This window comes from Ohtaekwangia koreensis, from assembly GCF_900167975.1.
In the GTDB taxonomy this organism is placed as follows: Bacteria; Bacteroidota; Bacteroidia; order Cytophagales; family Cyclobacteriaceae; genus Ohtaekwangia; species Ohtaekwangia koreensis.
Window position 1 is genome coordinate 2,032,081 of record NZ_FUZU01000001.1, and the last position, 26,671, is coordinate 2,058,751.

Consider the following 26,671-nt stretch of genomic DNA (forward strand, 5'->3'; position numbering starts at 1 on the left):
AATGGACTGAGATATATATCCGTATTAATACTGAGATGCTAGGTAATATACTTGGTGAATTTTAAAAAAATAGTAGTAAGTGATTGATTTTTGTCACGTGTATTTTCTGTTATATACTTTTTTTGAGTGACATAAATTGATTTTTGATCTTCCAATTTACAAGATCGTAATCCAGATGGCATGTAAGGTAAATGCGCTATAAGGTTATGACGATGTGTGAGCGAAGACACGAGGGTAAAGTATAGTACGGATAGACACATCCGTAATTTTACGGACGCCTATCAAAGTATAAAAAGCGTTTCCTTATAGGTAAAGGCGCTTAAGATTGTGTTGATAATGATGAAGTACATTTGCTGGCATATAGTTAATCGTACTGAGACTAACAAATTAGAATATGCAGTCTAACGGAAATTTTGATCGTGGAGACAGAGAAGTGATCTCCATGATGTTTGGTATAGGTATCGTTTTTCTGATTTTCCTTTTTCTGGTATTTACTTAGTCGGATCGGCCGCAGGTAAAAAGCTTGGATAGAAGACTACATAAGTATTTTGATTTAAATCGTAGTCAACTAATAAGCTTTATAATTAAAGAGCGGAGTAAGTAGACTCAATGCTTCACAAAGTATTGAGTGATGAAAATGGTTGACTAAAAAGTGAAGTCAAGCGATAAACGTAAGTAACATGTCAACGCCAAAGAATCCAGACCGCCCTCCACGGGTAATTGTGATCAGAAAAATAACGGAGTATGAGGCAAAGCTTCTCTTCACCGTATATAAGAGACATGCAGAGATTGTAGAGTCTATAGAAAGTGGCAGAGTGTGGAAGAGAAGTGACGTTACTGGTTTGGATTAATTTTTATAGCTCGATTTGAACGGAACGTGATAATTATCATTGGTCCGTATTTATAAATGTAAAGTTCAGGAAAGTATATATGAAGTCTCTAAAATCTGCGATGATCCTGGTGATGATTGCTGTGTTAAGAATTGAAGCTTTGTCACAAGGTGAAACGGAACCTGATGTAATCAAAGATAATCGATACTATGTTGTCGTGGGAGTTTTTGCAATTCACGACAATGCCACGAATTTTGTAAAGCAGGTAACAACAAAAAATGTTCAAGCAGGGTACGCATTGAATACTGAACGTGCCTGGTACTATGTATATGCGTTGCAGACCATCGATCGTGAAAAAGCAGTCCAGGAAGCACAACGTCTGCGAACCGAAACAGATTTGTATGATACATGGGTGTATCATGGTTTGATGCTGGATAGTAATATTGTTGCTAACAATGATGTTGTGCAGAATGAAAATATAGCCGGCAAGAGTGTGAGCTCGGTAGAAAGTCCTCTTCGTGTTGAGCAAGATACCACTTCGCAAAAGAGTGCTCCAAATGTTGTTGCTTCGGCCACCGGGAATTTGCCGGTGCCGCAAGAAAGCCAAAGTATAGATGAAAAAGATGGCAAGCGTTTTTTCTTTCGCGTTTTCCGTGCCAATGACGAAAAACTTATTGAGGGAGATGTGGATGCAATTGATACCGGCCATTCCCGTAAGATTGGTTCATACAAGGCGAATACTTCGGTATTGTTATCTCCCAATGCGAACACAGGCGAGATCTCTTTTATATGTGACATCTTTGGCTATAGGAGGGTTCAGAACTCTCTTGATTTTAAAGATCCACTAGCGATGGACGGCATATCACAAGATGCTGCCAATAATATTGTAGTGCCTTTTGAAATGGTGCGTCTCAAGAAGGGTGATATAGCTGTAATGTATAATGTATATTTCTTTAAGGATGCAGCTGTCATGAGACCCGAATCGAATTATGAAGTGAACAGCCTGGTTGAAATGCTCAAGGAGAATCCAAAGTATATGATAAAGATTCACGGGCATACTAATGGAGGTGCTTACGGTAAGATCGTTTTCATGGGAGATAGTAAGAGCTTTTTTTCGTTGTCAGGCACAAAAGAAGGATTTGGCTCCGCGAAAGAATTATCAGAAGAACGTGCCAAAGTTATACGTGAATTCCTCATCGAGAATGGAATTGAAAAGGAGCGTATGCAAATTAAAGCATGGGGCGGGAAAAAACCGGTGCATGACAAACGTAGCACGAAGGCACAGGAGAATGTACGTGTAGAGATTGAAATCCTCGAAGATTGATTATTCAATGGGTTATGGCATCAGCTATACCGTACCGATATAAAGGTACGTATTTATACCTAGTATATTCTAGGTGTAGAAAGTACACTGATCTGTTAATAAATACCGTGAACATGATGTATATCTTTTCCCGTTTTTTGCGGGGTAATGTCTATTTATTAACTACACAATGAATCTAAAATTAATCACGGTTATCAGTCTGGTTGTCTGTCTGCTTGCAGGCAATACAGTTCGAGCAAAAGGAGAGAAAGCTATCAAATCTGGTGTGTGGCGTGCAACACTGGAAATCCAGGGACTTCAACTACCTTTCAATTTCAAAGTAACATCCGATCCTTCTGGTGGGTTAGATCTTTATATCATGAATGGTGAAGAACGGTTGCTATTGGAAGATGTGAAAATTACGGGTGACTCTATTAACATAGCACTTCATATTTTTGATGCTAACATCAAGGCAAAAATATATGGTAAAGGAGATTCGCTCAGTGGTGTATTCATAAAGAATTATGAACAACACTATAATGTTCCGTTTCATGCAGTACATGGAGAGGAGTATCGTTTTGTAAAAAAGGATTTGAATTTAATCACTGAGCCGGATTATAGCGGGAAATATGCAGTGAAGTTTATCCACGAAAGTGATACTTCAGAGGCGATTGGTATTTTCAAACAACAGGGTAACTATGTTACCGGAACGTTTTTAACAACCACAGGTGACTACCGCTATCTCGAAGGTTCTGTTAATAAAGGTGTACTATATCTGAGTGCATTTGATGGTAACCATGCTTATCTGTTTACAGCAAACCGAAATCCTGACAATACATTGATTGGTGAATTTTTTTCCGGTCAAACGTGGACAGAGTTTTGGGTAGCAGAGAAAAATGAAGACGCAAGTTTACCAGATCCCGAATCACTAACGTATCTGAAGTCCGGGTTTGATAAAATAGAATTTTCTTTTCCTGACATACAAGGAAAGAAGGTGTCTTTTCCTGATCGTAAGTACGAAGGTAAAGTGGTAATCCTGCAAATCTTTGGAACATGGTGCCCTAATTGTATGGATGAGACTACTTTTTTTTCACACTGGTATAATGCCAACAAGATGAGAGGTGTTGAAATTATAGGGCTCGCATATGAACGCAAAAGCGATTTCAACTATGCAAGCACACGTGTAAAGAAAATGGTTGAAACATTAAAAGTGCCGTATACTTTTGTTATAGCAGGCACGAATGACAAGGAAAAAGCTTCTCTGACTTTGCCTATGCTGAACCATGTGATGGCTTTCCCTACAACAATTATTATAGGTAAAGATGGAAAAGTAAAAAAGATACATACTGGATTCTCAGGGCCGGGCACAGGGTTCTACTATGATCAGTATGTAGAACGTTTCAATGAAATAATCAATACACTGCTGAAAGAAAGTCTGAATTAATAATATATAGTTTTAGTATAACTGCTCTATCTTAAATCCCTGTCTCTACAATAAGTAGGGACAGGGATTTTTGTTTTTGGATTGTATTCAAACCTTGGTGATGTTTTTGGTGTTGACATTCATGCTTATATCGGTTATAGAAGAGTGTTATACCAGTAGGCCGGTTCTTAGCTCATCAATGAAATCGTGCCTTAGTAATTATGACTCAAATGGGATTGTTATCCAAGGCCGAATATCAATTGGTAGACCAATGATTAGCAATGTAAAAGAGGAAATTGATTCTTCAATTTCCTCTTTTAACATGGCATTGAGTATTCTGTTAATGCAGAATAGTCATTATATAATAGCAATGTGTATATTAAGATCCGGGCTTGGTATAGATATACATTCCTTCCTGCCCCTTTTTTCCTTTTGTACCCACTTTTCCTGGTATACCCGGTTTAGAGTTTTGGTCTCCTGAACCCGCTGAACCACCACGCCCGCCTTCGCCACCGTATCCAGGATAACCACCAAGCAGGTTGATTTTGATCGTGCCAGATGACAGTATATTTGCAGGACATTTTAAACATTGAAATGTTAATGAGCCACCCGCTGCTCCGTTACCGCCATTGCCACCGTTACTTCCATTTCCGCCATTGCAAGAGCAATGTGTAGTACTCTTGTTCGCATTCCCTCCATGTCCGCCATTGCCACCGTCACCACCATTGCCACCGTTGAGTCTTACCAGGAGCGGAGAGGCTTGCGTTGACTCAAAGTAATCTATTTCAAGCGTGAGATTTTTGCCAGGCTCACCATCGGTCCCATTGGTTCCGGGCTTTCCAACTTTGCCATGTGTGCAAGGGCCGTAAGCTTGATCAGCATCTTTACCAGCTATGCCGTAGGTTCCTGAACGACCTGTGCCAATAATCCAGCATTGATTGCCAATGATCATTTTATTGACCTTGATATAGCTTGCAGAAGATGATCTGAACAGTATTATGTTGGAAGAATCGTTCATGACCAATTCATCGATAATCAGGCTGTCCTCTTTCAATATATAAAAACCCTTTTTAGGAATTTCGAGTCTCTCTAAAGTAGTTTGTGCAAGTAGTTTTGTGACAGACGGAAAGAGTATAATTAAAATCAACGCTACTATACGGCCGCTTCGGTGCAGCAGATTGAACGGTTTTTTAAGTTTCTGGATAAAGCTCATTGGTGTACTTTTAGGAATATTAAAAATACCTTTTGAGCGTTACTTCGTTACTAAGTAAATATACCTATGCGTTTGTACTATAATTACAGACATTTGTGAATACACCTGTTGTTGCCGTATGGCTCCGTATTTATACGGAAGTAATTATCTGTAGAAGTAGCAAGAGTTACAGCGTAGAATTGCTGAAGAGATAATGCATTGGTCTGACTTTCTTTGCTATATAATTATAATATAGTATGGGAATGATCATTGTAAGTATAGCTGTGCTTTTGTTTGTTGCTGTTGTTGCGCTTAGGCGTTTAAGAAAACCGAAAGTGCCACCAATAGAAGTTAAGGCATCGTCATTGATTTCGTCATTTGTTAAAGATTCAAGCGGTGCAAATGAAAAATATCTGGAGAAAGAGCTTAGGGTAGAGGGACTCGTAAAAGATATACGCGAAGATGAAGGTATCGTGTGGATGGCAGGCGAAGGCATGATTATGATAACAGTGAAATGTTATTTCAAAGGAAAAATAAGTAAGGGAAAGTTAAAAGTTGGCGATTCAGTAACGATACAAGGTGTTTGTAAAGGCTGTGCGATCCATGTCATCCTTTTTAAATGTATTATTTCCAAGTCAGATGGATAGAGTGGGTATATCTATGTCTGATTCAACTAGGTAAAATTACTGACATGAGTTTAGTAATAAAATCGGTTCTCTTGTACTCATTAATACAGAGAATGGATAATTAAAAAGATGATTTACTTTGTGCTATAGAAATTAGATAGTGTATTAGTGATTAATGTTGTGCAAGTTAGATGATTGAAGATTTCTCCGCTTATTTGATAGTGGGGTTTGGGTCGGGGGCGCACATACCAATGTGTGCCCCTTTTTTGTGAGTACATGTCAACGCCAGTATATACCTTCATTTGAAGGTATATATCAAAGAATAGATGATACTAAGGTTGAGAGGAAATTAACGCCTCGTGGGAATGGTAAATGAGAACTTGCTACCTTTGCCAAGTTCACTTTCAATATATAGGCTTCCTGAATTTATTTCAATGAATTCCTGACAAAGTTTTAATCCCAGACCAACACCTTTCTCTCCACTCGTTCCAAAAGTTGTGAAGCCTTCTTTACCTAGGATTTTCAGGATGTCATTTTTTGCAATGCCCATACCCGTATCGGTAACATATGCGAGAACTGATTTTTCGCAAGGCTCGGCTCCTATAGTTACTTCGCCATGTTTACCAGTAAATTTGATGGCGTTGTTAATAAGATTGCGAATCACCAGTTTAATCATGTCCTTGTCTGCGAATACCGGAATACTGGTTTCAAGTATATTTGTAAGAGTTATCTCCTTGCGCGTTGCCAAGGGCTTGAAGAGACGAAAATTCTCGTCTATGATTTCATGTATATCAAAGACAGATGGTCGAACTTGCATACCCTCCATTTGTCCACGTGCCCATTGAAGTAAATTGTCCGTTAGGCCAACCGTATAACGGATGCTTTCTTTCAAGTCAGGGACTAATCTTTTGAATTCTTGTTCGGTTATAAGGTTTGACTCCAGTAGCAAGAGTATCTCTTGTACCTGGTGGACAGGCCCTCTGAGGTCATGAGAAATGATGGAGAATATTTTGTCTTTGGTGAGATTCAGTTTTTCGAGTGTTTCCGCTTGCATGGAAATCTCTTCGTTCTTATTAAGGATTTCCTGATTCTTGATTTGAAGATCTGCTGTCTTTTCGTTTACCTTTTTCTTAAGGAATGTTTTTTGCAACTGGATCTGGCGTGTATAATAAAAGGTAATCATCCAGACACATGCCGTTAAAAAAAGGAAGTAAAGTATATAGGCCCACCATTTCTGATACCATGGAAATTGAATGGAAAAAATGTAAGCAGCAGGTTTGCTGATCACACCATACTCGTTTTTTGCACGCACTAGGAAAGTATAGTCGCCTCCGGGTATATTGGTATATGTTGCCTCTTTGCTTTTCGTCCAGGCAGACCATCTGTTTTCAAAGCCGCTGAGTTTATGTTGATATTCCGTTTTTTCAGCGTCTTCATAAAAAGAGCACATGAAATCAAATTTCATGCTATTGTTACTATAGGGAATTTGGGGGCGGGTATGCTTCTGTTGGTCAGGGTATAGTATAGAATCTCTTGCCCATATATGCCTGATGAAGGTATGTATAGAGTCATTATAAAATGTTTTCTGAATAGGATTGTAATGTAACACTCTTAGTTTGTTACCAATTAGCACATCCTCAGGTCCCGCTATTAATATAGGTGCATTTACATCTATTCCCAGATCGCCAATAGAGATCGCAATTTTATTAAATGGCGTATAGATCGCCTTATAGGTTCCATCATTTTGTTTTTTTAGTACACCTGCGGTTTCGTATTGTTGTGGTTGGGCACCCCAAAAGTATAAATCTCCTTCACTGTTTTCTGCTATACTATAGATGCAAAAGTTCTTGCCGAGTGCGTCCTGAGTTTTTTTATCAGGTTCAAACCTGTCTTTTACGGTGTTGTACCGGTATATTCCGTCTGTTGTAGTCGCAATAACACTTCCGTTGAGTAATTGGTAAATGCGATTGTTAAGATGTGATGGAAGGCCGTGATGTGTGTCGTATAATGAAACAGACGATACTTCACTCATTTCTTTGTCGAGTCGTAACCTGTAAACTCCCCTTTGCTCATGACTAACCCAAAAGTATCCTTGCTTATCATGAAACAAGGAATGGATATTTTCATCAAAGCCCGCTATTCTTTGCTTTTTCCATCTGCCCACCTTTTCTTTCTTCAGGAGCCATATTCCTGAATCAGTACCCATGAGTACCTGATCCGGATTATTATTTATCTCACAAAGTACATATACAGGTCTGTGATCAACTACTTGAATCGCTTTTTTACCTTTTATTTCGTAAACACCATTAAAATTTGCTGCATATAGCTTGCCTTGAGTATTAAGAAAATTATACGTAACCTTACCTAGTATAGGAGTAAATGTGGTCGGATTTTCTTTGTAAAAAACACCCTGCCCTGTGCCTACATAGAGATTAGAATCTGTCTTACCCAAAGCAAGCACTACTCCTTTCAATCCATTCTGCTTGTCGAAGTATGTAAGAGGGGAACTTGCAATAATTTGAATGAGTGCATCTTCGGAAGAGAGCCAGAGATTATGTTGAGGATCTTTAAAAAACGTTGATGTCTTTACGTAGCTTCCGATACTTTCAGCATTGATCGTATACATAATCTTGCCTTTTTTATTCATAAAGACAATTTCGTCTGGTGACGCTATAGCTAATATACCGTTGTCTAGAGTTCTTACTTGTTCGAAGTATGTTGTTTTGTAGTATGACAGTAATTCGTTTGGGAATGCTTTTAATCTTTGCTTTGCGCCAGGCGAGATATCAAAAGTCCAGAGCTGTTGCAAGGTGTCGAGAATAAGAACAGAATTAGCCTCATAGTCGGTCATCCATTGCACTTGTATATTTTTTAGCTCCTCGAAAGACTCCTGTTGTTCAAATTTTTTATTTCTATAGAGCATCATCGATCCATCCTCTTTTATTAGATAAAACTCCTCTTGGATTTTTAAAAATCCCCAGTTATCAATGTCAATAATATCTAATTTTTCATCTTCATAGCGGATAACGAATTCTGGGTTGTGGAAGAACACAATGTCTTTATAAACCATAATGAGCCGTATGGATTTGTTTCTATAGCGCTCTGGAATTTGGAGCTTGAAGGAATGATAACGAAAGGTTCCTGTAGAGTCTTTTTTGAAAAATCCAAGTTCAGATTCACAGCCAACATAAATGTTCCCGTGCGAATCAGGAGCCATGCTTTCAATGTAGTCTTTATTAGGGACAGTAAGCATGTTCCATTCTGCCCCGTCATACCTCATTACACCTTCGTTATTGGCTATATATAGTGTGCCTTGTAGGTCAGGTTTAATATAGTGATTATGAAGTGATGCGGCCTTATATACTTCAGAGGTGTGGTATTGAACAAAAGGTTGCTGTGCCTTTGCAATAAGGCAGGTGGTTAGCAGGAAATATAGAAAGCTTTGAAGTCGAATCATTAAACTTTCAGTATTGAGAAGAGAAAAAATCCTATTGCAAGATATTGGTTAAATGCATACCGATTTGAGTTGTACTCGTTTTATATAAATATTTGCAAAGGATTCTGAAAAGTTCCGCACTATTAACTGGTTTCAACAGGCAACTGCTGGCTCCTGCGTTGAGTGAAGCAGCTATGCTTTCTTTTACAACTGGCGATGTCAGGCAGCTAATGATGGGAACATATTTGTTAAACTCTCTGATTTTTTGCGTAGACGTATTCCCATCCTGGCCGAGTATAAGATCATCCATGAGTATAAGATCAAATTGCTCTTCGTATACCATGGATACCGTGTCTTCACCGGTCTCCGCCAGTCGGGTATCGCATCCCCATCCTTCCAACAACGATTGAAATACCATAGCATTTATACGGCTGTCTTCTACGATAAGAACTTTTTTACCTTCGAACGGATGCTTTGTATTTTCGGTAGGAGCGTTGATTAAACGAAATGGAAATGTTATTTTCTTCTCATTCCCTTTGCTCAAATCGATTTTCATGTTCTCACGGTCATATCCCGTAATGTCAATTACAATCGTGGTGATATTATCGAATTGATCCTTTTTGGTGATCTCAATGAAGACCTCATTAATGTCAAACGATTTGGCAAGGAACAGGCAGCCGTGTTTAACAGCACCAACCAGTCGATCGCCATTACCGAGGTATGCATCATTCAACTGAACATCTATATTCAGTTTCAGTAATACAGTACGATACCGGTTGAGTTTATTTGCAAGTTTATAGCAGGACTCCCGTAAGCTGAATTCTTCCATAGTAGAGTATTGGCTTTAGATGTATTGCCAAATTTAAAGGCAATTATAGGGACTAATTTAAAGGCATACATCCGTGATGAATTGAGTATCATATCAGTAAAAATACTGACTCCATAAATGGTTACTTTGTGATATATTGGTTTAAAGATGTCAGGAGCCTATAAAACATTAATCCAACGTAGTTGCAACAATCAATAGCCATAAAACAGCTTGGATAAATAACTATACAATATATCGCCAAAAACATGTTTTATCGTTAAGATGCTGAATTTGGCTTTGGAAGTTGGTACTTGATCTCGGTTGCGAGCGTTTTTTCTAAATGTTAAATGGACGAATCTATATTTGTACCCTGGGCCTGCGCATCACTGTAACTACTGAGCACAGTGATGGTGTCCGCAATTCTTTTCTTAAAGTATATTCTAAAGGTGGTGCCTTTGTTCGGTTGACTTTCAACTTCAATTTTGCCGCCCATCGCCTGTACTTGTGTCTTTACAAGATATAGCCCCAAACCTTTTCCCTCAACATGAAAATGAAAGCGTTTATACAGCATAAAGATGTTTTGCTTATGCTGCTCAGTATTAAATCCCAATCCGTTATCGGTAACAGATAGGCATATATATTCATCGCAAGGATATGATCGCAACGTGATCAATGGAGTTTTTTCCGGATCCCTATATTTGATTGCATTGCTTATCATGTTGAAAAGAATACTGTCCATATAGGCCTTTACAACAACCACTACGGGAGCTTCTTCAAAATTTACCATAATCCTGGTGTTGGTCTCCAGTATTTCTTTTTCAAGATTCGAGTTTACCAGTTTTAACTCCTCGCTTAGATTCACCGGTATAAGGTAATTACTTCCATTGCCCTTTATCTCAAGTATAACATTCAGATCTTTGATAACGGTATCAAGCTCTGCTGTAGAGGTGATCAGTTTTTCAATGATTACTTTCTCTTCCTTTTGGTCCGAGGCGTGATTTAGAATCTTGCCAAGTCCTAGAATACGAGCAGCAGGGGCACGTAAATTATGCGCAGCGATAAAAGCAAATTGCTGTAGTTGCTGGTTATACTCTACAAGTTCTTTTGTGCGATCTTTAATTTCCTCTTCGAGCGAATCGTTTCGGGCAACGATCTTTTTATTTTGTTCCAAAATGAGCTGTTGTGCTTCGCTGAGTTTTTTATTTTGATTCTTCAGCAAATCCTGCTGCATCGAAATTTCTTCCTGCTGCGCTTTTAGTTCTTCGTTCTGTGCTGTGATCTCCTCCTGGTTTTCCTGTAAAGCCCTGTTCTGCGATTTTATTTCTCGGGTTCGTTCGGCAACAACACGCTCGAGTGTTTCATTCTGACGGGAGAGTATAGATGCCTTTTCAGCTTCCGATTCTCGCAGCCTGATTTGCATGGATAATTTCCGATGGGTATGAAATGCTGTGAAGAGTAATGTAGGTATACATGTTAGGACCAGGAACATTTGTACCAGATAGTTACTTCGGAGTGCCGCATGATATTTGGAAAGCGCTTTACTATTGATGTCATCTTCAAAGCGACTGATCTCTCTGTTGATGTTCTCGTACTGCAGCCATAGTTTATAGCCTTTATCCCGGTTCGACACCTGACGAAACTCTTCCATACGATTCTCATCCAAAAGAATCTTCATTTGAACGCACAAGTCTGCGTAAGCATTCGTTGAATCCTGTAGCCGGTGAAACTCTTCTAATGGGTATCCTTGCTGCTTCAACAAGTTTCCGACTGAAAGGAAAAGTGAATCTTTATCCCGTAACGCAAACCGCATGGGATAAAGGAATTTCTCATCTTTAAAAAGCGCATATCCACGAATGCCTAGATCGAGGTTGTGAATGATGACGATCGCAAATTGAGAGACTGTGACTTTTATTTCTTCGGCCTGTCGTTGCAGTATTCTGTTTTCTTCAATGATTCTGTTATTGTTAAGTGTGATGACTACATTCAGAATAATTAAAGTGATGGTAAGGAGTACTGCAAAGCTCACCCAGCTCTTGTTGACAATTGGTTTCACTTTTTTATTGGTTGAGCATCCGGTTCGTTATACTCATTAATGTAGGCAGATTTTATGAGTTTTGCACGAAGTTGATATCAACAAAATGCGGTTTAAATGGGTCTGCCCCTCTACAATTTTTTTTCTTTATCTCTATAAAAGCACATCTTTAAATGGCTTTCAGGAGTTTTATCATAGGGAATGGAATTGTATATATAACTGACAACGCATTTTTGAATGAAAGAGATTTATCTATTGAGCGGTCTTGGTGCCGATGAAAGGGTTTTCAATTATTTAGATTTAGGTGCCTATAAAGCAAATTATATCCGGTGGGCTAATCCTGATCCAGGCGAAACTATAGTGGAGTATGCACGCAAACTTCTTACTCAGATCAAATCAGAATGTCCAATCCTGGTAGGTGTTTCGTTCGGAGGAATCATCGCTGTAGAAATTGGTAAGCTTGTCAAAACGGAAAAAATTATACTTATTTCTTCTGCAAAGACCAGTAAAGATATTCCGTTACACTATAAGTTGATGGGTAAAATAAGCTTTAACAAGCTTATGCCGCAGCGTCATCTTAAAAAAATGCACACTGTGATTGCTTGGTTCTTTAGTGTTTCAGATACAGCTGAACGTGAACTTTTAGAAGAGATCATTAACGACACAGATGAATGTTTTTTGGAGTGGGCAATTGATCAGATCATAAACTGGGAGAATGAAATAGAGTTGAAGAACGCTGTACTCATTCATGGAACCAAGGACAGACTTTTACCAAACGATCATCCGGATTATTCGATTATAGATGGCGGGCATTTTATGATCGTAAACAGGTGTAAAGAAGTCAGCGTCCTTCTGCACAAGTTGCTCTCTGAAAAAAAGAAAGCGGCCGTAGTAGACAATCATTAAATACTGAAACTGATACCATTTTAAACGAAAATCTCACCATTTTTCAAGCGCTATAGTGTGCAGGTTTGTATTGTAATTAAACAATATAAACTATGTCAGGTATAACTAAAATAGCATTGGTAACGGGCGGAAGCCGTGGCTTAGGTAAAAATGCAGCACTAAGTATTGCCAGGAAGGGAATCGATGTTATCATCACCTACAACAACAGAAAAGAAGACGCAGAGTCGGTTGTAAACGAAATCAAAAGCTTGGGAAGAAACGCTGTCGCACTTCAATTAAATACAGGTGTTGTTAAATCATTTGATCCATTCTCGCAGCAACTTTCTGCTATATTAAAAGAGCATTGGAATCGAAACACTTTTGATTTTCTGGTAAACAACGCAGGCATTGACAGCACTGGGCTTATTGCCATGACTACCGAGGAACAGTTCGATGCCTTATGTAACGTTCATTTTAAAGGAGTATATTTTCTTACACAAAAATTATTGACGTTGCTGGCGGATGGTGGAGGTATAGTTAATTTATCTACTGGCTTGGCTCGCTTCTCGTTTCCGGGATATAGTGCATATGCTTCCATGAAAGGAGCTGTTGAAACATTTACAAAGTATCTAGCGAAAGAATTAGGCGCGCGTGGTATACGTGCGAACGCCGTTGCGCCTGGAGCTATCAACACGGATTTTACGAAAGATAGATTTGATGCACACCCGGATTTAAGAGGGATGCTTGCAGCTCAGACGGCACTGGGAAGAGTAGGGGAGGCCGATGATATTGGAGGTGTGATTGCGTTTCTTTGTACGGATGATGCACGTTGGGTTAATGCGCAGCGTATAGAAGCTTCTGGTGGAATGTTTTTATAAACTTAATTTTTACATCATGACTACTGCACTTAAAATAGCAGATATACTCTTGATACTTTTTGCCACCTATATGGGCATAAAACAAGGGTGGGCAATGCTGGTAGGTAAGCCGGCAATGATCGAAATGTTTCGGCCCTGGAACCTGGGTCGAACGGCAATGGTGATCCTTGGGTTTTTTGCTGTTTTAAGTGCAGTGTTTATACTCTTTCCAAAAACATTTCTCTGGGGAAATTATATAGCCGCTGCGGCTATTTTGTTTATCATGATGTTGCAGCTTCAACAACGCAACCTGAAAGGTTTTGCGATCGAAGTTCCGTTCTTCTTGTTATCACTGGTTATACTTTACCTGCAGCATCCGTTGGCAAAATCCGAGTAATACAGCCTTGGTTTATATAGGTATGAATTGATATAGCTTGAAGCCGGCTATATTTGCGTTGGCTATTCATGAACTTCATGGAGAATGAACTTACAGTACGGCAACGAAAAATTATTCACATTGATATGGATGCTTTCTATGCATCGATAGAGCAACGTGATAATCCACACTATAGAGGCAAGCCGATTGCTGTAGGAGGTTCACCCGAAGGAAGAGGTGGTGTAGTGGCAACAGCCAGTTATGAGGCTCGCAAGTTTGGGGTGCGATCCGCTATGCCGTCAAAGAGGGCTCAACAACTTTGCCCGGATATTATTTTTGTTCGCCCACGGTTCGATGTATATAAAGAAGTGTCTGTTAAGATCAGAGAGATTTTTTATAGATATACTGATCTTATCGAGCCATTATCATTGGACGAAGCTTTTCTCGATGTTACAGTCGACAAGCAAAATATAGGCTCTGCTATTGAGATCGCTACATTAATCAAGCAGGCGATCAAAGATGAATTACAGTTAACAGCCTCTGCAGGTGTATCTGTCAATAAATTTATAGCCAAGATTGCTTCGGATATGCAGAAGCCGGACGGCTTGACATTTATAGGTCCTTCGCGCATTCACACCTTTATGGAAACACTTGCCGTGGAAAAATTCTTTGGCGTTGGTAAAGTAACAGCAGAGAAAATGAAGAAGATGGGATTACATACAGGTACTGATCTGAAGAAACTTACAGAGAATGAACTTGTAAAACATTTCGGTAAAGCTGGTCGGTTCTTTTATAAGATTGTACGCGGGCAAGATGATCGTGACGTACAGCCACACCGTGAGACTAAATCTGTTGGCGCTGAAGATACATTTGCCTATGATTTGATCGAAATAGACGAGATGAATACGGAGCTTGACAAGCTTGCCGTTGTGATTAGCAACCGGTTGCAGCGGCATCAACTGAAAGGACGCACCATTACGGTAAAGATAAAGTTCAGTGATTTCAAACAGATCACCAGGAGCCAGTCGGTCGTGAATGCTATCGATAATCTGGATACCATCGCCTCTATAGCGCGGCAGTTGCTCGCAGCAGCCGACCTGGAAAATAAAAAAGTACGGTTGCTCGGAATATCACTTTCTAATTTTGGAGAGATTGTTATCCGGGATAAACCCGATGAAATACAGGATCAGCTGAGATTGTTTTAAAGTATATTTTAGCTGCTTCTTACTAATTCACACCTTTCATCGTTATAAATTGCAGAAATAACCTTCAAAACATGACATTTCGTGCGCTTTAACATTCAGTTCCGGCTAAAATCCTTATTTTTGTTTGAATTACCCTGTTCATGCTGAGGGCATTTTTTGTATTATCTTGTGCTATCCTACTTTTTAGTGCCTGTACACAGCGCGTAATATGCCCTGCGTATCAGAGTGCTTTCATTTACGATAAAAATGAACTTCGTAAAAAGTTCAGTTATTTCCAGGAAGATTCAACACCTAAAGTATTTACAGCCAGTAAGAATAAGTATTTGATCGCGGAGCAGACTTCCTATCGGAAGAAGATTCGGAGTATGCAGACGGTTGAGATGAAGCCCGTTTACGTGAATGTGCCGGATTCATTAAAGCCTGACTTTGGCATGGATGGAGAAGATGGCGTGGTGCCCGGTGCCGAGCTTGATCTGGCAGCGCGTTCGGTAATCGACAGTATTTATATTGAAGATGTTGAACGTGATACTGCCGCTACAGCCGAAGATAGTGTATATGTTATCACAAAGGATAAAGAGATCCGTGTTCTCAAATATGATTTTCCGGATAGCCTCATTTACGATCCTGCCACCGGAAGATATGTTCCAAAAACTCCAAGGTATATAGTAACGGAAGTTACCTTCAATGTAGAGCAGGATAATTATATGTGGTATCTGCGCGATTACCTTGTGCTTCCGGATGTGCGACTCGCTAAATTGGGACAAGCAGAACAAAAAGCTGAAGCTGCTAAGAAAGAGAAGAAAGGTTTCTTCGGATTTTTCAAAAATATATTCAAGAAGAAAAAGAAAGAAGCTCCAGCAGATTCAACTGCGGTGCCACAAGTTCCTGAGCCCAAAGAAGACGACTTCGATTATGTGGACGAGGACGAACAACAAAAGCCCGTTGTACAGGAAGAACAACCTAAAAAGAAAGGATTGTTCTCATTCCTGAAAAAGAAACAAAAGACTTCTACCGATGCTGCAACAACTCCTGCTGACGAAAAACCAGCGAAGAAGAAAAAGGAGAAAAAAGCCAGGAAAAAGAAGAAAGATGAACCTGCTATAGAAGAACCTGTAGAGGATGAAAAGAAAGAGGACGATGGTTTTTAATCCTCAATCAAACAGCGTCAGGTTTCCGAACTGATCTGCAGCAGGCGCTGGCCTGATCAATGAAGGTACATCGGCTGTTGAATCACTGATGAGCGGTGACACCGAATAGTGATTCATTTTTTCCGCGCTATACGATTTCAAAATTGAAGAAAGGTCACTTTCAGAACTCTCTTTATTAAGCCATATAGCTTCGTCCTTTCGCGATAAAATCACAGGCATACGATCATATACCGAAGAAACCAATGCGTTGGCTGGCGTGGTAATAATTGTGAAAGTATGAAACTCATTGCCATCGGTATCTTCATACTCTTCCCATAATCCTGCAAAGGAAAATATCTCCTGATCCGTACAAATAAAACGATACGGTATAAATGTTTTCTTTCCAGCCTTTTTCCAGGCATAAAATCCATCGGCAGGAATTATACACCGCGTCTTCATCATCGCTTTCTTTATAGCAGGTTTGTCAGCTATATATTCAACGGGTGTATTGATGATCTTTTCACTAAGTGATTTATTCTTCGACCACTCCGGCGATGTGCCCCAATAAAAAGTAGAGACTCCTTGTGGGGAGGAGTTCGTTATCACCGGCAGCAACTGCGTAGGGCATGCATTGTAGCGGGGTTTAAAAAAATCCGGAACATCAACTGAAAACCTTTCACTGATTTTTTCGGGTGTAGCGGTGATGCTGTAACGCTCGATCATAAATACAGGGTCTTTGAAAGGTGATGCATACAGTTTTGGAAATCTCTATAGTATAAAGATGCAAGTTAGTCGTTTATGAAATTCATAGCACGCTCTTCACTCCAATATAATCCATTTTTATTGAATTGAGCGAAACCAACGTGTCCGCCATGCGATGGATTCTCAAATTGTACAACAGGGTGGTTGGCAAGTAACTTTACCGGATAGCATTCTTCGCTAAGAAACGGATCGTTCTGTGCATTGATGATTAATGTTGGGATTGTGATGTTGCTTAGAAACTGAAGTGAGCTGCTTTTGCTATAGTATTCTACAGCATTCTGAAATCCATGGATAGGTGCAGTATAGCGATCGTCAAACTCAATTAAGGAAGCAATCTTATCAATGTCTTTTATATCAAGCTCTTTTCTGAAGGCAGCCTTCGCTATAATTTTTTTCTTGAGGCTCTTTAAAAAACGCTCAGCATATATACGATTGGAGGGAAGTGATATTTTAATGCAGCTTGTATGCAGGTTAAGGGGCACTGAGAACGTAACCGCCTTTCGTATCTCGGCAGGGGGAGTATGTTCTCCTATATATTTAAGTGTCAGGTTGCCGCCAAGGCTGAAGCCTATTAAAGTAATGTCTCTATAGCCTGAGCGGATCGCGTGGTCTACTACACATCCCAAGTCATCGGTAGCACCACTATGGTAGAAGCGAAGCTGCTGATTCATCTCCTCACTGCAGCCGCGCAAATTCCAGGTCAATACATCGAAGCCATTGGCGAGACACATTTTAGCCATGCCTTTGATATACCCTCGTTGTGAGTTGCCTTCTAATCCATGAGAAATGATTACCAGTCTAGAGGATCCTTGCTTCAGCCAGTCAAGATCTAAAAAATCATGATCCGGAGTTGAAATACGCTCGCGTATATAGGGCTGCAACGTTACCCGCCTTAATAAAGCAGGATATATAGTTTCGAGGTGAGCGTTGAAAAGAAAGAATGGTGGCTGATAACTCGACAAGGTTGTTACAGTTTGCCAGCTACAATTTTCAAATGACCGAGGTGATGTTCTCCATGCCACGCATAGGTGGCAATAGCCTGATCAAGGCGAATATATTTTTTTGAGTCAGGATGGAAGAATTTTCTTTCCAGATCTTTCTCGGAAAGATCATTCAGCAATACAACCCATTTAGCATGCAATGCTTTTAGTAAGGCAATCGAGATGGATGGATCAGCTTGCGTCTCATACGTATCAGCCCATGCTTTCTCATCGTATGCTTTGATTGTAGGAGTCTCTTCAGTCAATGCCCACTTGATCCGGATATAGGCATTCAAATGACTATCGGGTACATGATGCAATACTTGCCTTGCTGTCCAACCGCCTTCGCGATAAGGAGTGTTCAGTTGTTGAGCCGAAAGTGTACCAGCTATTTTTTCAAACTGCGCCGGTATAGCTTCGATCCTTTTGATGTTGGCTTTTACCTGGTCAAGTGTATAAGATTCTTCGGATTTTTGTTTCCCGATAGGGTAACGAAGTTGTTCATCGCTATTCATGGAATTCTTCTTTGGCTTTCTTTCGCTTCGTTCGGGCTCGGATGTTTACCATTTCGATCATCATCGAGAAAACAACAGCAAAGTAAATATAGCCTTTCGGTATATCCTTACCGAGACCCTCCAGAAAAATCATAAAGCCGATCAGAATTAAAAATCCTAAGGCCAGTACTTCCATGGATGGATGCTTATGAATGAATTCACTGATCCTGCCTGAGAAGATCATCATAATACCAATGGAAAGCACCACGGCAATGATCATGATAAAGATTTCTTTTGTTAATCCCACAGCCGTAAGAATTGAATCGAAGGAGAAGATCACATCCAGCAATATAATCTGAACAATGACATTGGTTACGTTAGCCTTCTTGCCGGTGTTCTCGGTATCAAGATCATCTTCGCCTTCCATCTCATGATTGATCTCGCGGGTACTTTTTGCAATCAGGAACAATCCTCCGAAAATAAGGATGATGTCCTTTCCGCTCATGAAACCATGTTCGCTAATCCAATGAGGCACGAAGAAAAGAGGTTCGGTAAACTTCATTACCCACGTTATTGTAAGTAATAAAAGGATGCGGACACCCATCGCCAGCAGAAGACCTATATTTCGCGTACGAGCCCGATGTTCAATAGGTAACTTGTTGGATACTATCGATATGAAAATGATGTTATCAATACCTAATACAACTTCAAAAAACGTAAGCGTTAACAAGGCTAACCAAGTTTCCGCGTGGGTGAATATTTCCATGCCGAGTATTTCCGGGATTTTTATTTGGCGCTAAAAATAGAATAACTAACGGTATACTCCAAGAGCGGGTTACTGGATACTCACCCCTCATCAAATTTGAACGAACGCTTTTTAATATAAAAGCCGCAAGTATTGCTACTGTGCGGCCTTTAAGATCATTCTATTCGCTATAAGAATTTTTTTACGTCTGTATAATGCAAGTTGAAAGCATCTGCTACAGCTTTATAAACCACTTCACCGCGGATTACATTCAAGCCTAATCGAAGCTCCAGGCTTTCTTCACAGGCCTTTTTCCATCCCTGGCTTGCCAAACGGATCGCATAAGGCAGGGTAGCGTTGGTAAGCGCCAGCGTAGAAGTATAAGGCACGGCACCCGGCATGTTTGCAACGCAATAGTGTACTACATCATCAATGATAAAGGTTGGGTCTTCATGCGTAGTAGGGCGACACGTTTCAATACATCCTCCCTGGTCTACAGCAACATCCACAAGCACAGTTCCTGGTCTCATGGTTTTAAGCATGTCGCGCGTAATAAGCTTAGGGGCTTTTGCACCAGGAACTAGTACGCCACCTATAATAAGGTCAGCATCTTTAACAAGCTCACGAATCGTATACTCGTTGGACACCATGGTATGCACATTCTTTGGCATCACATCATCCAGGTAACGAAGACGGTTTAAGTTAAGATCAAGGATCGTTACATCAGCGCCCATACCGGCTGCGATTTTTGCTGCATTGGCACCAACAACGCCACCTCCCAATACCAACACTTTAGCAGGCTTAACCCCTGGGACACCGCCAAGTAAAATGCCACGACCCTTTAAAGGTTTCTCAAGATATTTAGCACCTTCCTGTATAGACATTCGTCCGGCTACTTCAGACATCGGCACCAGAAGCGGTAAGCTTCCGTCAATACGTTCTACGGTTTCATAGGCAAGGCATACCGCACCACTTTCAATCATTGCTTTTGTAAGCGGTTCATAGGATGCGAAATGGAAGTATGTAAAAACAAGTTGATCTTTTTTGATGAGCTTGTATTCTTGTTCGATCGGTTCCTTTACTTTCATGATCATCTCAGCCTTGCTGAATATTTCAGCAGCATTGTCAATCAATGTTGCGCCAGCTCTTTGATAGTCTTCATCAAAGAAGCCACTGCCAACACCAGCTGTTTTCTGAACATGTACTGTGTGTCCGCGCTTTACCAGCTCCTGCGTTCCGGCAGGTGTGAGGGCTACACGGTTTTCATTATTCTTGATTTCTTTCGGTACACCAATGATCATATTGTATAGATTGTTAAAGAACGGTGCAAATATACAGTGGCATCAAGTATGAAAAAGGAGTGTGTGAAAGATGATTTTTATTCGAAATAAATTGTTGTAAAGAAGATAATCATTCATGTAAAATTCCGGTGAAAGAGTTTTTGCGAAATAAAATTTGTATAGCACATTTTTTAAATGATGTCCTGCAATCGTTGGTGCTTTTGAAACGTAAAACTATTCCCTATTTTTGAAGTCAACAGGTTTTACCAAATCCGGATATTTTGAGCGCAATAAAAGAAGCAAAGACAAAATTCTCGCAGGCGAAAGTGAAAGATATACTATCTGACTATCGCCTGGCGGTAGAAAGCAGGGAAGCCAGTATCATTGGCCGCAAGGAAGTGTTCATGGGCAAAGCCAAGTTTGGTATCTTCGGCGATGGTAAAGAAGTAGCGCAGATCGCCATGGCGAAAGTTTTTCGTAAAGGTGATTTTCGTTCCGGCTATTATCGCGATCAAACATTTATGTTTGCTATAGGTGAACTCACCGTGCAGCAATTCTTTGCGCAACTCTATGCTCATACAGATCTTGAAGCAGATCCATCTACAGCAGGCAGGTTGATGACGGGCCACTTCGGTACGCGCACGCTGGATGAAAATGGAAAATTCAAAAGACTGACAGAGCAAAAAAATAGCAGTGCAGATATATCTCCTACGGCAGGACAAATGCCGCGACTGTTAGGACTCGCGTATGCATCGAAACTATATCGTAATAATCCAGCATTAAAAGAGTATGCTGATTTTTCTATCAATGGAAATGAAATAGCATTTGGTACTATTGGTAATGCGTCAACTTCTGAAGGTATGTTCTTCGAAGCCATCAACGCGGCCGGAGTATTACAAGTGCCGATGCTCACTTCGGTTTGGGATGATGCTTATGGAATCTCCGTTCCTGCAGAATATCATACTACGAAGGGAAGTATATCTAAAGTATTGGCTGGTTTACAACGTACAGCCACTGAAAAAGGATTTGAAATCATTACAGCAAAAGGCTGGGATTACCAGGAACTTGTTGAAGCCTATCAAAAGGCAGAGAAGATTTGTCGTGAAGAACACGTGCCGGTATTGTTTCATGTAGATGAGTTAACACAACCGCAGGGGCATTCAACATCTGGTTCACACGAGCGCTATAAATCGAAAGAACGATTGGCGTGGGAGGCAGAGCATGATTGCATACGCAAGATGCGCGAGTGGATCATCAACGATGTAATGGTATTGCCGGAAGACGTTGAAGCTATAGAGAAAGAAGCCAAGCAGGCCGCCAAACAAGCAAGAGATCGCGCATGGAAAGCCTTTACAGAAGATGTGCGCAAGGATCAAACGGTGATCAGTGCTATACTTGATAAAGCAGAAACGCTGAGCAAGCATAGTGAGGCGATCACGCACGTGAAAAATGAATTAATCAGTACTATCAATCCTACACGATTGGAGACGATGAAGGCTGCGCGTAAGGCGATTCGTTTTTTCCGGGATGAAGATCATGAAGCGAAAACTGAATTGATAGCATGGCTACGTCTTGCAGAAGATGATAACTATAATCGCTATAGCTCGCATTTATATAGTGCTTCCGATGAGGCTGCTTTGAAAGTTGAAATTATACCAGCACAGTATAGCGACAACTCGTCCATCGTAGATGGCAGGGAAGTGTTGCAGGCTTGCTTTGATGCCGCTTTAACGCGTAATCCGCTGGTGCTTGCCTTTGGAGAAGATGTAGGAAAGATCGGTGATGTGAACCAGGGCTTTGCAGGCTTACAGGCTAAACATGGTGAACTCCGTGTAACCGATACCGGTATACGTGAGTGTACCATTATAGGACAAGGTATAGGAGCTGCGTTGCGTGGCTTGCGGCCGATCGCTGAAATGCAATACCTCGATTATCTGATCTATGCATTACCAACACTGTCTGATGATTTGGCTTGCCTGCAGTATAGAACCAAAGGCGGACAAAAAGCTCCGCTGATCGTTCGTACCCGTGGTCACCGGTTGGAGGGCGTATGGCATGCAGGTTCGCAGATCGGTATGATGCTGCAAAGTCTTCGTGGTATATATATCATTACACCTCGCAACATGACGCAGGCTGCGGGCTTTTACAATACCATGTTAAAGTCTGATGATGCCGCCATCATTGTTGAATGTCTGAACGGATATCGCCTGAAAGAAAGAATACCTGATAATATAGGCGAGTTTAATGTGCCGTTGGGTGTACCCGAAATCTTAAAAGAAGGATCGGATGTAACCATCGTTACGTATGGCTCAATGTGCCGTGTAGTGATGGAGGCGGCAGAAGACCTCGAACAATTTGGAATTACATGTGAGGTGATCGATGCGCAGACGCTTCTTCCATTTGATATACATCACAAGATCGTGGAGTCTGTGAAGAAAACGAACCGGATTATCTTTGCGGATGAAGATGTACCGGGAGGCGCTACTTCCTATATGATGCAAAAAGTATTGGAAGAACAGGATGCATATCAGTACTTGGATTCCAAGCCTGTTACCATAACCGCGAAGGAGCATCGTCCTGCGTATGCTTCCGATGGAGATTACTTCACCAAGCCTAGTCCTGAAGATATATTTGAGACAGTATACGCATTGATGCACGAAGTTGCTCCGGATCAGTATCCTTCTCTCTATTAGAAATTAGAAACCAAAATTGATTTTGTTACTTCTTGATTCCTTCAAGGGTAACAAAATCAGTTTCTATAATATTACTGGTATTCAGTGCGCGGTCTTTAATCGTTACTCTTAATTTAAAAGACTGTGAACCCAGTATAATAGCAAGTCCTTCTGATTTCATACTATAGCGAAGAGTTCCCTCCAGCGGACCGTCTTTATCAGATAGCCGCGGGAATCGCCCGTCAAAGGAAGGACCGCACTCGGTGCCTGTTATTGTTTCCCAGTTCAACTCCGTATTGTTGCTAAGAATAAAATCAACCGTGATGTTATCGTAGTTGGGGTTCTTCTGAGTATAAAAATTCTCCTTGATCTGATACAAATCCTTATTGGAAGGGTTCGAGCTTCTTAGTGTATCAGTAATGTTATAAGAATTGTCGAAGATCTCTTCATCACCCACTTCAATATATAGACTGTCGTAAATATAGGTTGTACACGTGAAAGGGTATATATATTCAGGCATCTTACTCGCATATTCCGGTTTTTCCAATGTACGAATCGTAGCAAGCTTTCCTGTTTGACCGGTGTTCAGGTAAATAATAGGAGGGATGTTGGTATAGGGTGATATAGTTGGCACCGAAATCAACTGACCGTTATTCTCCAGGAAATAATTACGGGGATGGTAAGGGAATGAGATATCATCCGATGACAGGCCCAGGTCTCCATCTCCATCTTTAAAATTAATGGATAGAACAAGTGAGTCGATAGCATCTGCCTCAGCATAAAATTCAAGTCCTTCAAAATCGATGCTTGGCTGGTTTGGATATTCTGGCGGATCAAAGCATGAACTTGCCACCACTACTAAAACACCAAAAAGCAATAGACCCTTTGTAATTTTCATTCTGTATTTTTGAATCCGGTTAAGTTAAGTAAACGCTTGGATACTTTTAAAAGTTTTGAATCTACATTATACTCTGTTAACGATCAAACCTTTGCTGATATTGCACTGGAGGTATTTCGTTTTCAGGCTGTTAACAACCCGGTATACAGTTCCTTTATAAGAAATCTGTCGGTTGATATAGGTTCTGTAACCACCCTTCAGGACATTCCCTTTTTGCCTATATCTTTTTTTAAAAGCCATTCTGTACAAACAGGGGAATGGCAGCCGGAGATCATTTTCTCCAGCAGCGGAACAACGGGAGCAGCCGTAAGTAAGCATGCCGTAGCAAATTTGAATTTTTATCAAGAGCATTCGAAGCGATGCTTCGAGTATTTTTTTGGGCCGCTTTCGGACTATCATTTCCTTGCTTTATTGCCTTCATATCTGGAGCGACAGGGTTCATCACTGATCGCGATGATGGATTACTTTATCAGGGAAAGTCATTCGTCTTACTCATCGTACTATCTTTTTCAGATTGATAAATTACTGGACGATCTTGCTGAACTTCGGCAAGATCAATCCAGGAAGATCATTCTCTGGGGTGTATCTTTTGCATTGCTCGACCTGGCAGAAAAACATCCGGTAGATCTGAATCATTGCCTTGTATTTGAGACGGGTGGAATGAAAGGGAGGAGGAAGGAAATAACACGTGCCGAGCTTCATGGAATTCTCCAGCAAAGACTACATGTGTCCCAGGTCTATTCAGAATACGGCATGACTGAATTACTGTCTCAGGCCTATACCGATGGCCAATTCCGATTCAAATGTCCACCCTGGATGAAAATAATTGGCCGGGATATTACAGACCCGTTAAGTAAGGGGTTACTTCATGAAACCAGCGGCATTAATGTCATAGATCTGGCAAACATTCAAACGATATCCTTCATTGAAACCGAAGATCTGGGAAAAGTTTATCCCGATGGTACATTTGAGGTTTTAGGAAGGATGGATAACAGCGATGTTCGTGGTTGTAATCTGATGATAGGGTAAGATTTCCACAGATGTTTGTTTTGTTCTTAAAGAATTATATTTTTGCTTGTAATCAATCCCATTGAAATGAAAAAGATTGTTGTATTCGTTCTATTGGCAGCTTTTGTTTCTGCTTGCAGCCAATATACTTGCCCAACTTATACCAAGAAAGAGGCTCCTAAGAAGTCCCAGGTTTCTTCTCAACGAATTTAAACCACATTATATAGTACTTACAAAGGTTTAGGATTCTCGATCCTGTAACCTGTGAAGATATTATAAAGGAAATCGCGCAAGCGGTTTCCTTTTTTGATTTATACCTATTTGATGTGGAGGTCTGCGGGGTGACATTTTTCAGTGCCGGTACCTTGTATTTTTACGGGCAGAAAAAAATTCCATCCAATACCTCATGAAAAAAACACAAACCATTCTATACTGGCTGGCCCGAATCATAGCCGCGATCATTATGTTGCAGACACTATACTTCAAGTTTTCGGGTGCTGAAGAATCTATTTACATTTTTACCACCGCAGGTGTAGAGCCGTTCGGAAGAATTGCAGCCGGAGTCCTGGAATTGATTGCTTCCATACTATTAATAATAAGTGCAACGGCTTGGTTAGGCGGCTTGCTGGCAGCAATGCTCATGACCGGTGCCATCGGTATGCATCTGACTATACTGGGGATAGAAGTGAAGGGAGACAACGGTTATCTGTTTTACCTGGCATTAACAGTGATGCTCTGTTCTGTCTGGGTGATCTATTGTGATAGAAAGAAAATCATGACGTATATATCTTTGATCATGGCGAAAGCCAAAGCTTAAAAATTTGTCTTGCTATACTATATATAAAGACCTGTATACAGCAGATCCTTATATACTATATTAATCGCGTTTTACTCCCTTGTATAAAATCTCACCTTTTACTAAGCCGAATTTTTTTCTGGTTTCATCCGTCAACGTATTTACAAAATCGTCTTCAATCGCGATTAGTCCCGCATGCTCCATTCGTTTCGAGTAATCATAGCCATATTTTCGAACGTGATCATCCTGACCGAATATTTTTTCACGCTCTCGCGGATCTGTGATCGAGTTGTCTTCGAATGTTACTTCCTGTACGGGGCTGAAGAAAGGCACTTGCAGGATCGCAAATCCGCCCGGCTTCAATACGCGGTCAATCTCACTCATCGCTTTGATATCATCCCGAACATGTTCGAGTACGTGATTACAGAGTACCGCGTCAAATGTATTTTCAGGAAACGGAATCTCATGTATATCCATCTTTACTTTTGCCAACGGAGATTCAATGTCAGCAGTTATATACTGATCGCCATGAATTTTTTCAAAGCGTTTGATGAAGCACGCCTCTGGAGCAATGTGAAGCACACGAAGCTGTGATCCAAAGAAATTTGTTTTCTCCTGCAGATATAGCCAGATCAGCCGATGTCGTTCCAGTGAAAGGCAATTCGGACAAAGTGCATTTGGTCTCGGATTGATTCGTCCATATGGTAAAAAGGTACGGTAACTCGTTTCACATACCGGACAGGTAACAGCATTACCTCTGTAAAAAAGACCTGCCACTTTAAGTCCGAAACCGCCTACCCGTTGCAGGTACTTGCGAGGTACAAACCGGATAAGGAAGGAAATGATTTTTTTCATGCGGGCGCAAAGATAATTGTTATCTGCTATAGGTTGGCCGTTATCAAATAATCGTTAATCATCATTATTAATCTTGACACA

The 26,671-nt window shown here is 40.6% G+C and carries 23 protein-coding genes; 12 read left to right on the plus strand and 11 right to left on the minus strand.

Annotation, left to right across the window (positions count from 1 at the left end; genetic code table 11):
* The first annotated feature begins 680 nt into the window (after positions 1-680).
* From B5Y40_RS29575 to B5Y40_RS08355, 3 genes are all read left to right on the plus strand, one after another.
* On the plus strand, positions 681-851 hold the full coding sequence (locus tag B5Y40_RS29575) for a hypothetical protein (protein ID WP_159453632.1): 171 nt from the start codon (positions 681-683) through the stop codon (positions 849-851).
* Between the two features lie 79 nt (positions 852-930).
* A complete protein-coding gene (locus tag B5Y40_RS08350) occupies positions 931-2,154 on the plus strand; it encodes an OmpA family protein (protein WP_079686227.1) in 1,224 nt (407 codons plus the stop codon).
* A 169-nt stretch (positions 2,155-2,323) separates the two neighbouring features.
* Positions 2,324-3,577 carry a peroxiredoxin family protein gene (locus B5Y40_RS08355; RefSeq protein ID WP_079686228.1) on the plus strand — a complete coding sequence of 418 codons (1,254 nt, stop codon included), beginning with the start codon at positions 2,324-2,326 and terminating at the stop codon, positions 3,575-3,577.
* Positions 3,578-3,935: 358 nt separating this feature from the next.
* Here the strand turns inward: B5Y40_RS08355 and B5Y40_RS29335 are convergent, their stop codons facing one another.
* Entirely contained in the window at positions 3,936-4,769 is an 834-nt protein-coding gene (locus tag B5Y40_RS29335; protein WP_143785656.1) for a hypothetical protein, read from the minus strand.
* 236 nt (positions 4,770-5,005) lie between these two features.
* Between B5Y40_RS29335 and B5Y40_RS08360 the strand changes: the two genes are divergently transcribed.
* Complete coding sequence (locus B5Y40_RS08360; protein ID WP_079686229.1) at positions 5,006-5,395, plus strand: OB-fold protein; 390 nt, start codon at positions 5,006-5,008, stop codon at positions 5,393-5,395.
* A gap of 328 nt (positions 5,396-5,723) precedes the next feature.
* On the opposite strand, the gene B5Y40_RS08365 is transcribed toward B5Y40_RS08360, so the two are convergent.
* The 3 genes from B5Y40_RS08365 to B5Y40_RS08375 form a co-directional block, all read right to left on the minus strand.
* Positions 5,724-8,831 (minus strand): sensor histidine kinase, encoded by a 3,108-nt coding sequence (locus B5Y40_RS08365; RefSeq protein ID WP_079686230.1) that lies wholly within the window; start codon positions 8,829-8,831, stop codon positions 5,724-5,726.
* A 31-nt stretch (positions 8,832-8,862) separates the two neighbouring features.
* On the minus strand, positions 8,863-9,639 hold the full coding sequence (locus B5Y40_RS08370) for a response regulator (RefSeq protein ID WP_079686231.1): 777 nt from the start codon (positions 9,637-9,639) through the stop codon (positions 8,863-8,865).
* 322 nt (positions 9,640-9,961) lie between these two features.
* Positions 9,962-11,671 carry an ATP-binding protein gene (locus B5Y40_RS08375; protein ID WP_143785657.1) on the minus strand — a complete coding sequence of 570 codons (1,710 nt, stop codon included), beginning with the start codon at positions 11,669-11,671 and terminating at the stop codon, positions 9,962-9,964.
* 216 nt (positions 11,672-11,887) lie between these two features.
* Here B5Y40_RS08375 and B5Y40_RS08380 point away from each other — a divergent pair, with 216 nt between their 5' ends.
* From B5Y40_RS08380 to B5Y40_RS08400, 5 genes are all read left to right on the plus strand, one after another.
* Positions 11,888-12,556 (plus strand): alpha/beta hydrolase, encoded by a 669-nt coding sequence (locus B5Y40_RS08380; protein ID WP_079686233.1) that lies wholly within the window; start codon positions 11,888-11,890, stop codon positions 12,554-12,556.
* A gap of 92 nt (positions 12,557-12,648) precedes the next feature.
* Positions 12,649-13,413 (plus strand): SDR family NAD(P)-dependent oxidoreductase, encoded by a 765-nt coding sequence (locus B5Y40_RS08385; protein ID WP_079686234.1) that lies wholly within the window; start codon positions 12,649-12,651, stop codon positions 13,411-13,413.
* 16 nt (positions 13,414-13,429) lie between these two features.
* Positions 13,430-13,789 (plus strand): hypothetical protein, encoded by a 360-nt coding sequence (locus B5Y40_RS08390; protein ID WP_079686235.1) that lies wholly within the window; start codon positions 13,430-13,432, stop codon positions 13,787-13,789.
* 77 nt (positions 13,790-13,866) lie between these two features.
* On the plus strand, positions 13,867-14,973 hold the full coding sequence (gene dinB / locus B5Y40_RS08395; RefSeq protein WP_079687125.1) for a DNA polymerase IV: 1,107 nt from the start codon (positions 13,867-13,869) through the stop codon (positions 14,971-14,973).
* Between the two features lie 140 nt (positions 14,974-15,113).
* Positions 15,114-16,121, plus strand: coding sequence for a hypothetical protein (locus tag B5Y40_RS08400; protein ID WP_079686236.1), 1,008 nt, complete (start codon positions 15,114-15,116; stop codon positions 16,119-16,121).
* Positions 16,122-16,124: 3 nt separating this feature from the next.
* On the opposite strand, the gene B5Y40_RS08405 is transcribed toward B5Y40_RS08400, so the two are convergent.
* The 5 genes from B5Y40_RS08405 to ald form a co-directional block, all read right to left on the minus strand.
* The gene (locus B5Y40_RS08405; RefSeq protein WP_079686237.1) at positions 16,125-16,823 is read right to left on the minus strand and encodes an SOS response-associated peptidase; all 699 of its coding nucleotides are present in this window, start codon (positions 16,821-16,823) and stop codon (positions 16,125-16,127) included.
* Between the two features lie 65 nt (positions 16,824-16,888).
* Positions 16,889-17,824: a YheT family hydrolase gene (locus B5Y40_RS08410; protein ID WP_079686238.1), complete on the minus strand. Its 936-nt coding sequence runs from the start codon at positions 17,822-17,824 to the stop codon at positions 16,889-16,891.
* Between the two features lie 5 nt (positions 17,825-17,829).
* Positions 17,830-18,357 (minus strand): YfiT family bacillithiol transferase, encoded by a 528-nt coding sequence (locus tag B5Y40_RS08415; RefSeq protein ID WP_079686239.1) that lies wholly within the window; start codon positions 18,355-18,357, stop codon positions 17,830-17,832.
* Positions 18,350-19,102: a TerC family protein gene (locus tag B5Y40_RS08420; protein ID WP_079686240.1), complete on the minus strand. Its 753-nt coding sequence runs from the start codon at positions 19,100-19,102 to the stop codon at positions 18,350-18,352. The genes B5Y40_RS08415 and B5Y40_RS08420 overlap by 8 nt, the downstream gene beginning before the upstream one ends.
* 167 nt (positions 19,103-19,269) lie before the next feature.
* Entirely contained in the window at positions 19,270-20,382 is a 1,113-nt protein-coding gene (gene ald, locus B5Y40_RS08425) for an alanine dehydrogenase (RefSeq protein ID WP_079686241.1), read from the minus strand.
* Positions 20,383-20,651: 269 nt separating this feature from the next.
* On the opposite strand from ald, the gene B5Y40_RS08430 reads away from it, so the two are divergent.
* A complete protein-coding gene (locus B5Y40_RS08430) occupies positions 20,652-23,054 on the plus strand; it encodes an alpha-ketoacid dehydrogenase subunit alpha/beta (RefSeq protein ID WP_079687126.1) in 2,403 nt (800 codons plus the stop codon).
* A gap of 25 nt (positions 23,055-23,079) precedes the next feature.
* Here the strand turns inward: B5Y40_RS08430 and B5Y40_RS08435 are convergent, their stop codons facing one another.
* A complete protein-coding gene (locus B5Y40_RS08435; protein ID WP_079686242.1) occupies positions 23,080-23,931 on the minus strand; it encodes a hypothetical protein in 852 nt (283 codons plus the stop codon).
* 36 nt (positions 23,932-23,967) lie between these two features.
* On the opposite strand from B5Y40_RS08435, the gene B5Y40_RS08440 reads away from it, so the two are divergent.
* Together B5Y40_RS08440 and B5Y40_RS08445 are read left to right on the plus strand one after the other, a co-directional pair.
* Positions 23,968-24,960, plus strand: a complete 993-nt coding sequence (locus B5Y40_RS08440) for an acyl transferase (RefSeq protein WP_079687127.1) — start codon at positions 23,968-23,970, stop codon at positions 24,958-24,960.
* A gap of 385 nt (positions 24,961-25,345) precedes the next feature.
* Positions 25,346-25,756, plus strand: coding sequence for a DoxX family protein (locus tag B5Y40_RS08445; RefSeq protein WP_079686243.1), 411 nt, complete (start codon positions 25,346-25,348; stop codon positions 25,754-25,756).
* 60 nt (positions 25,757-25,816) lie between these two features.
* Here the strand turns inward: B5Y40_RS08445 and B5Y40_RS08450 are convergent, their stop codons facing one another.
* Positions 25,817-26,590: a class I SAM-dependent methyltransferase gene (locus tag B5Y40_RS08450; RefSeq protein WP_079686244.1), complete on the minus strand. Its 774-nt coding sequence runs from the start codon at positions 26,588-26,590 to the stop codon at positions 25,817-25,819.
* Between the last annotated feature and the right edge of the window lie 81 nt (positions 26,591-26,671).

Excerpts from the sequence above, each read along its gene's own strand:
- B5Y40_RS08400 (WP_079686236.1), top strand. The coding sequence starts at position 15,114 with ATGCTGAGGGCATTTTTTGTATTATCTTGTGCTATCCTACTTTTTAGT.
- B5Y40_RS08450 (WP_079686244.1), bottom strand. The coding sequence starts at position 26,590 with ATGAAAAAAATCATTTCCTTCCTTATCCGGTTTGTACCTCGCAAGTAC.
- B5Y40_RS08415 (WP_079686239.1), bottom strand. The coding sequence starts at position 18,357 with ATGAATAGCGATGAACAACTTCGTTACCCTATCGGGAAACAAAAATCC.
- dinB (WP_079687125.1), top strand. The coding sequence starts at position 13,867 with ATGGAGAATGAACTTACAGTACGGCAACGAAAAATTATTCACATTGAT.
- B5Y40_RS08445 (WP_079686243.1), top strand. The coding sequence starts at position 25,346 with ATGAAAAAAACACAAACCATTCTATACTGGCTGGCCCGAATCATAGCC.
- B5Y40_RS29335 (WP_143785656.1), bottom strand. The coding sequence starts at position 4,769 with ATGAGCTTTATCCAGAAACTTAAAAAACCGTTCAATCTGCTGCACCGA.
- B5Y40_RS08420 (WP_079686240.1), bottom strand. The coding sequence starts at position 19,102 with ATGGAAATATTCACCCACGCGGAAACTTGGTTAGCCTTGTTAACGCTT.
- B5Y40_RS08390 (WP_079686235.1), top strand. The coding sequence starts at position 13,430 with ATGACTACTGCACTTAAAATAGCAGATATACTCTTGATACTTTTTGCC.
- B5Y40_RS08435 (WP_079686242.1), bottom strand. The coding sequence starts at position 23,931 with ATGAAAATTACAAAGGGTCTATTGCTTTTTGGTGTTTTAGTAGTGGTG.
- B5Y40_RS08355 (WP_079686228.1), top strand. The coding sequence starts at position 2,324 with ATGAATCTAAAATTAATCACGGTTATCAGTCTGGTTGTCTGTCTGCTT.
- B5Y40_RS08360 (WP_079686229.1), top strand. The coding sequence starts at position 5,006 with ATGGGAATGATCATTGTAAGTATAGCTGTGCTTTTGTTTGTTGCTGTT.
- B5Y40_RS08405 (WP_079686237.1), bottom strand. The coding sequence starts at position 16,823 with ATGATCGAGCGTTACAGCATCACCGCTACACCCGAAAAAATCAGTGAA.
- B5Y40_RS08370 (WP_079686231.1), bottom strand. The coding sequence starts at position 9,639 with ATGGAAGAATTCAGCTTACGGGAGTCCTGCTATAAACTTGCAAATAAA.
- B5Y40_RS08365 (WP_079686230.1), bottom strand. The coding sequence starts at position 8,831 with ATGATTCGACTTCAAAGCTTTCTATATTTCCTGCTAACCACCTGCCTT.
- B5Y40_RS29575 (WP_159453632.1), top strand. The coding sequence starts at position 681 with ATGTCAACGCCAAAGAATCCAGACCGCCCTCCACGGGTAATTGTGATC.
- B5Y40_RS08350 (WP_079686227.1), top strand. The coding sequence starts at position 931 with ATGAAGTCTCTAAAATCTGCGATGATCCTGGTGATGATTGCTGTGTTA.
- B5Y40_RS08385 (WP_079686234.1), top strand. The coding sequence starts at position 12,649 with ATGTCAGGTATAACTAAAATAGCATTGGTAACGGGCGGAAGCCGTGGC.
- ald (WP_079686241.1), bottom strand. The coding sequence starts at position 20,382 with ATGATCATTGGTGTACCGAAAGAAATCAAGAATAATGAAAACCGTGTA.
- B5Y40_RS08380 (WP_079686233.1), top strand. The coding sequence starts at position 11,888 with ATGAAAGAGATTTATCTATTGAGCGGTCTTGGTGCCGATGAAAGGGTT.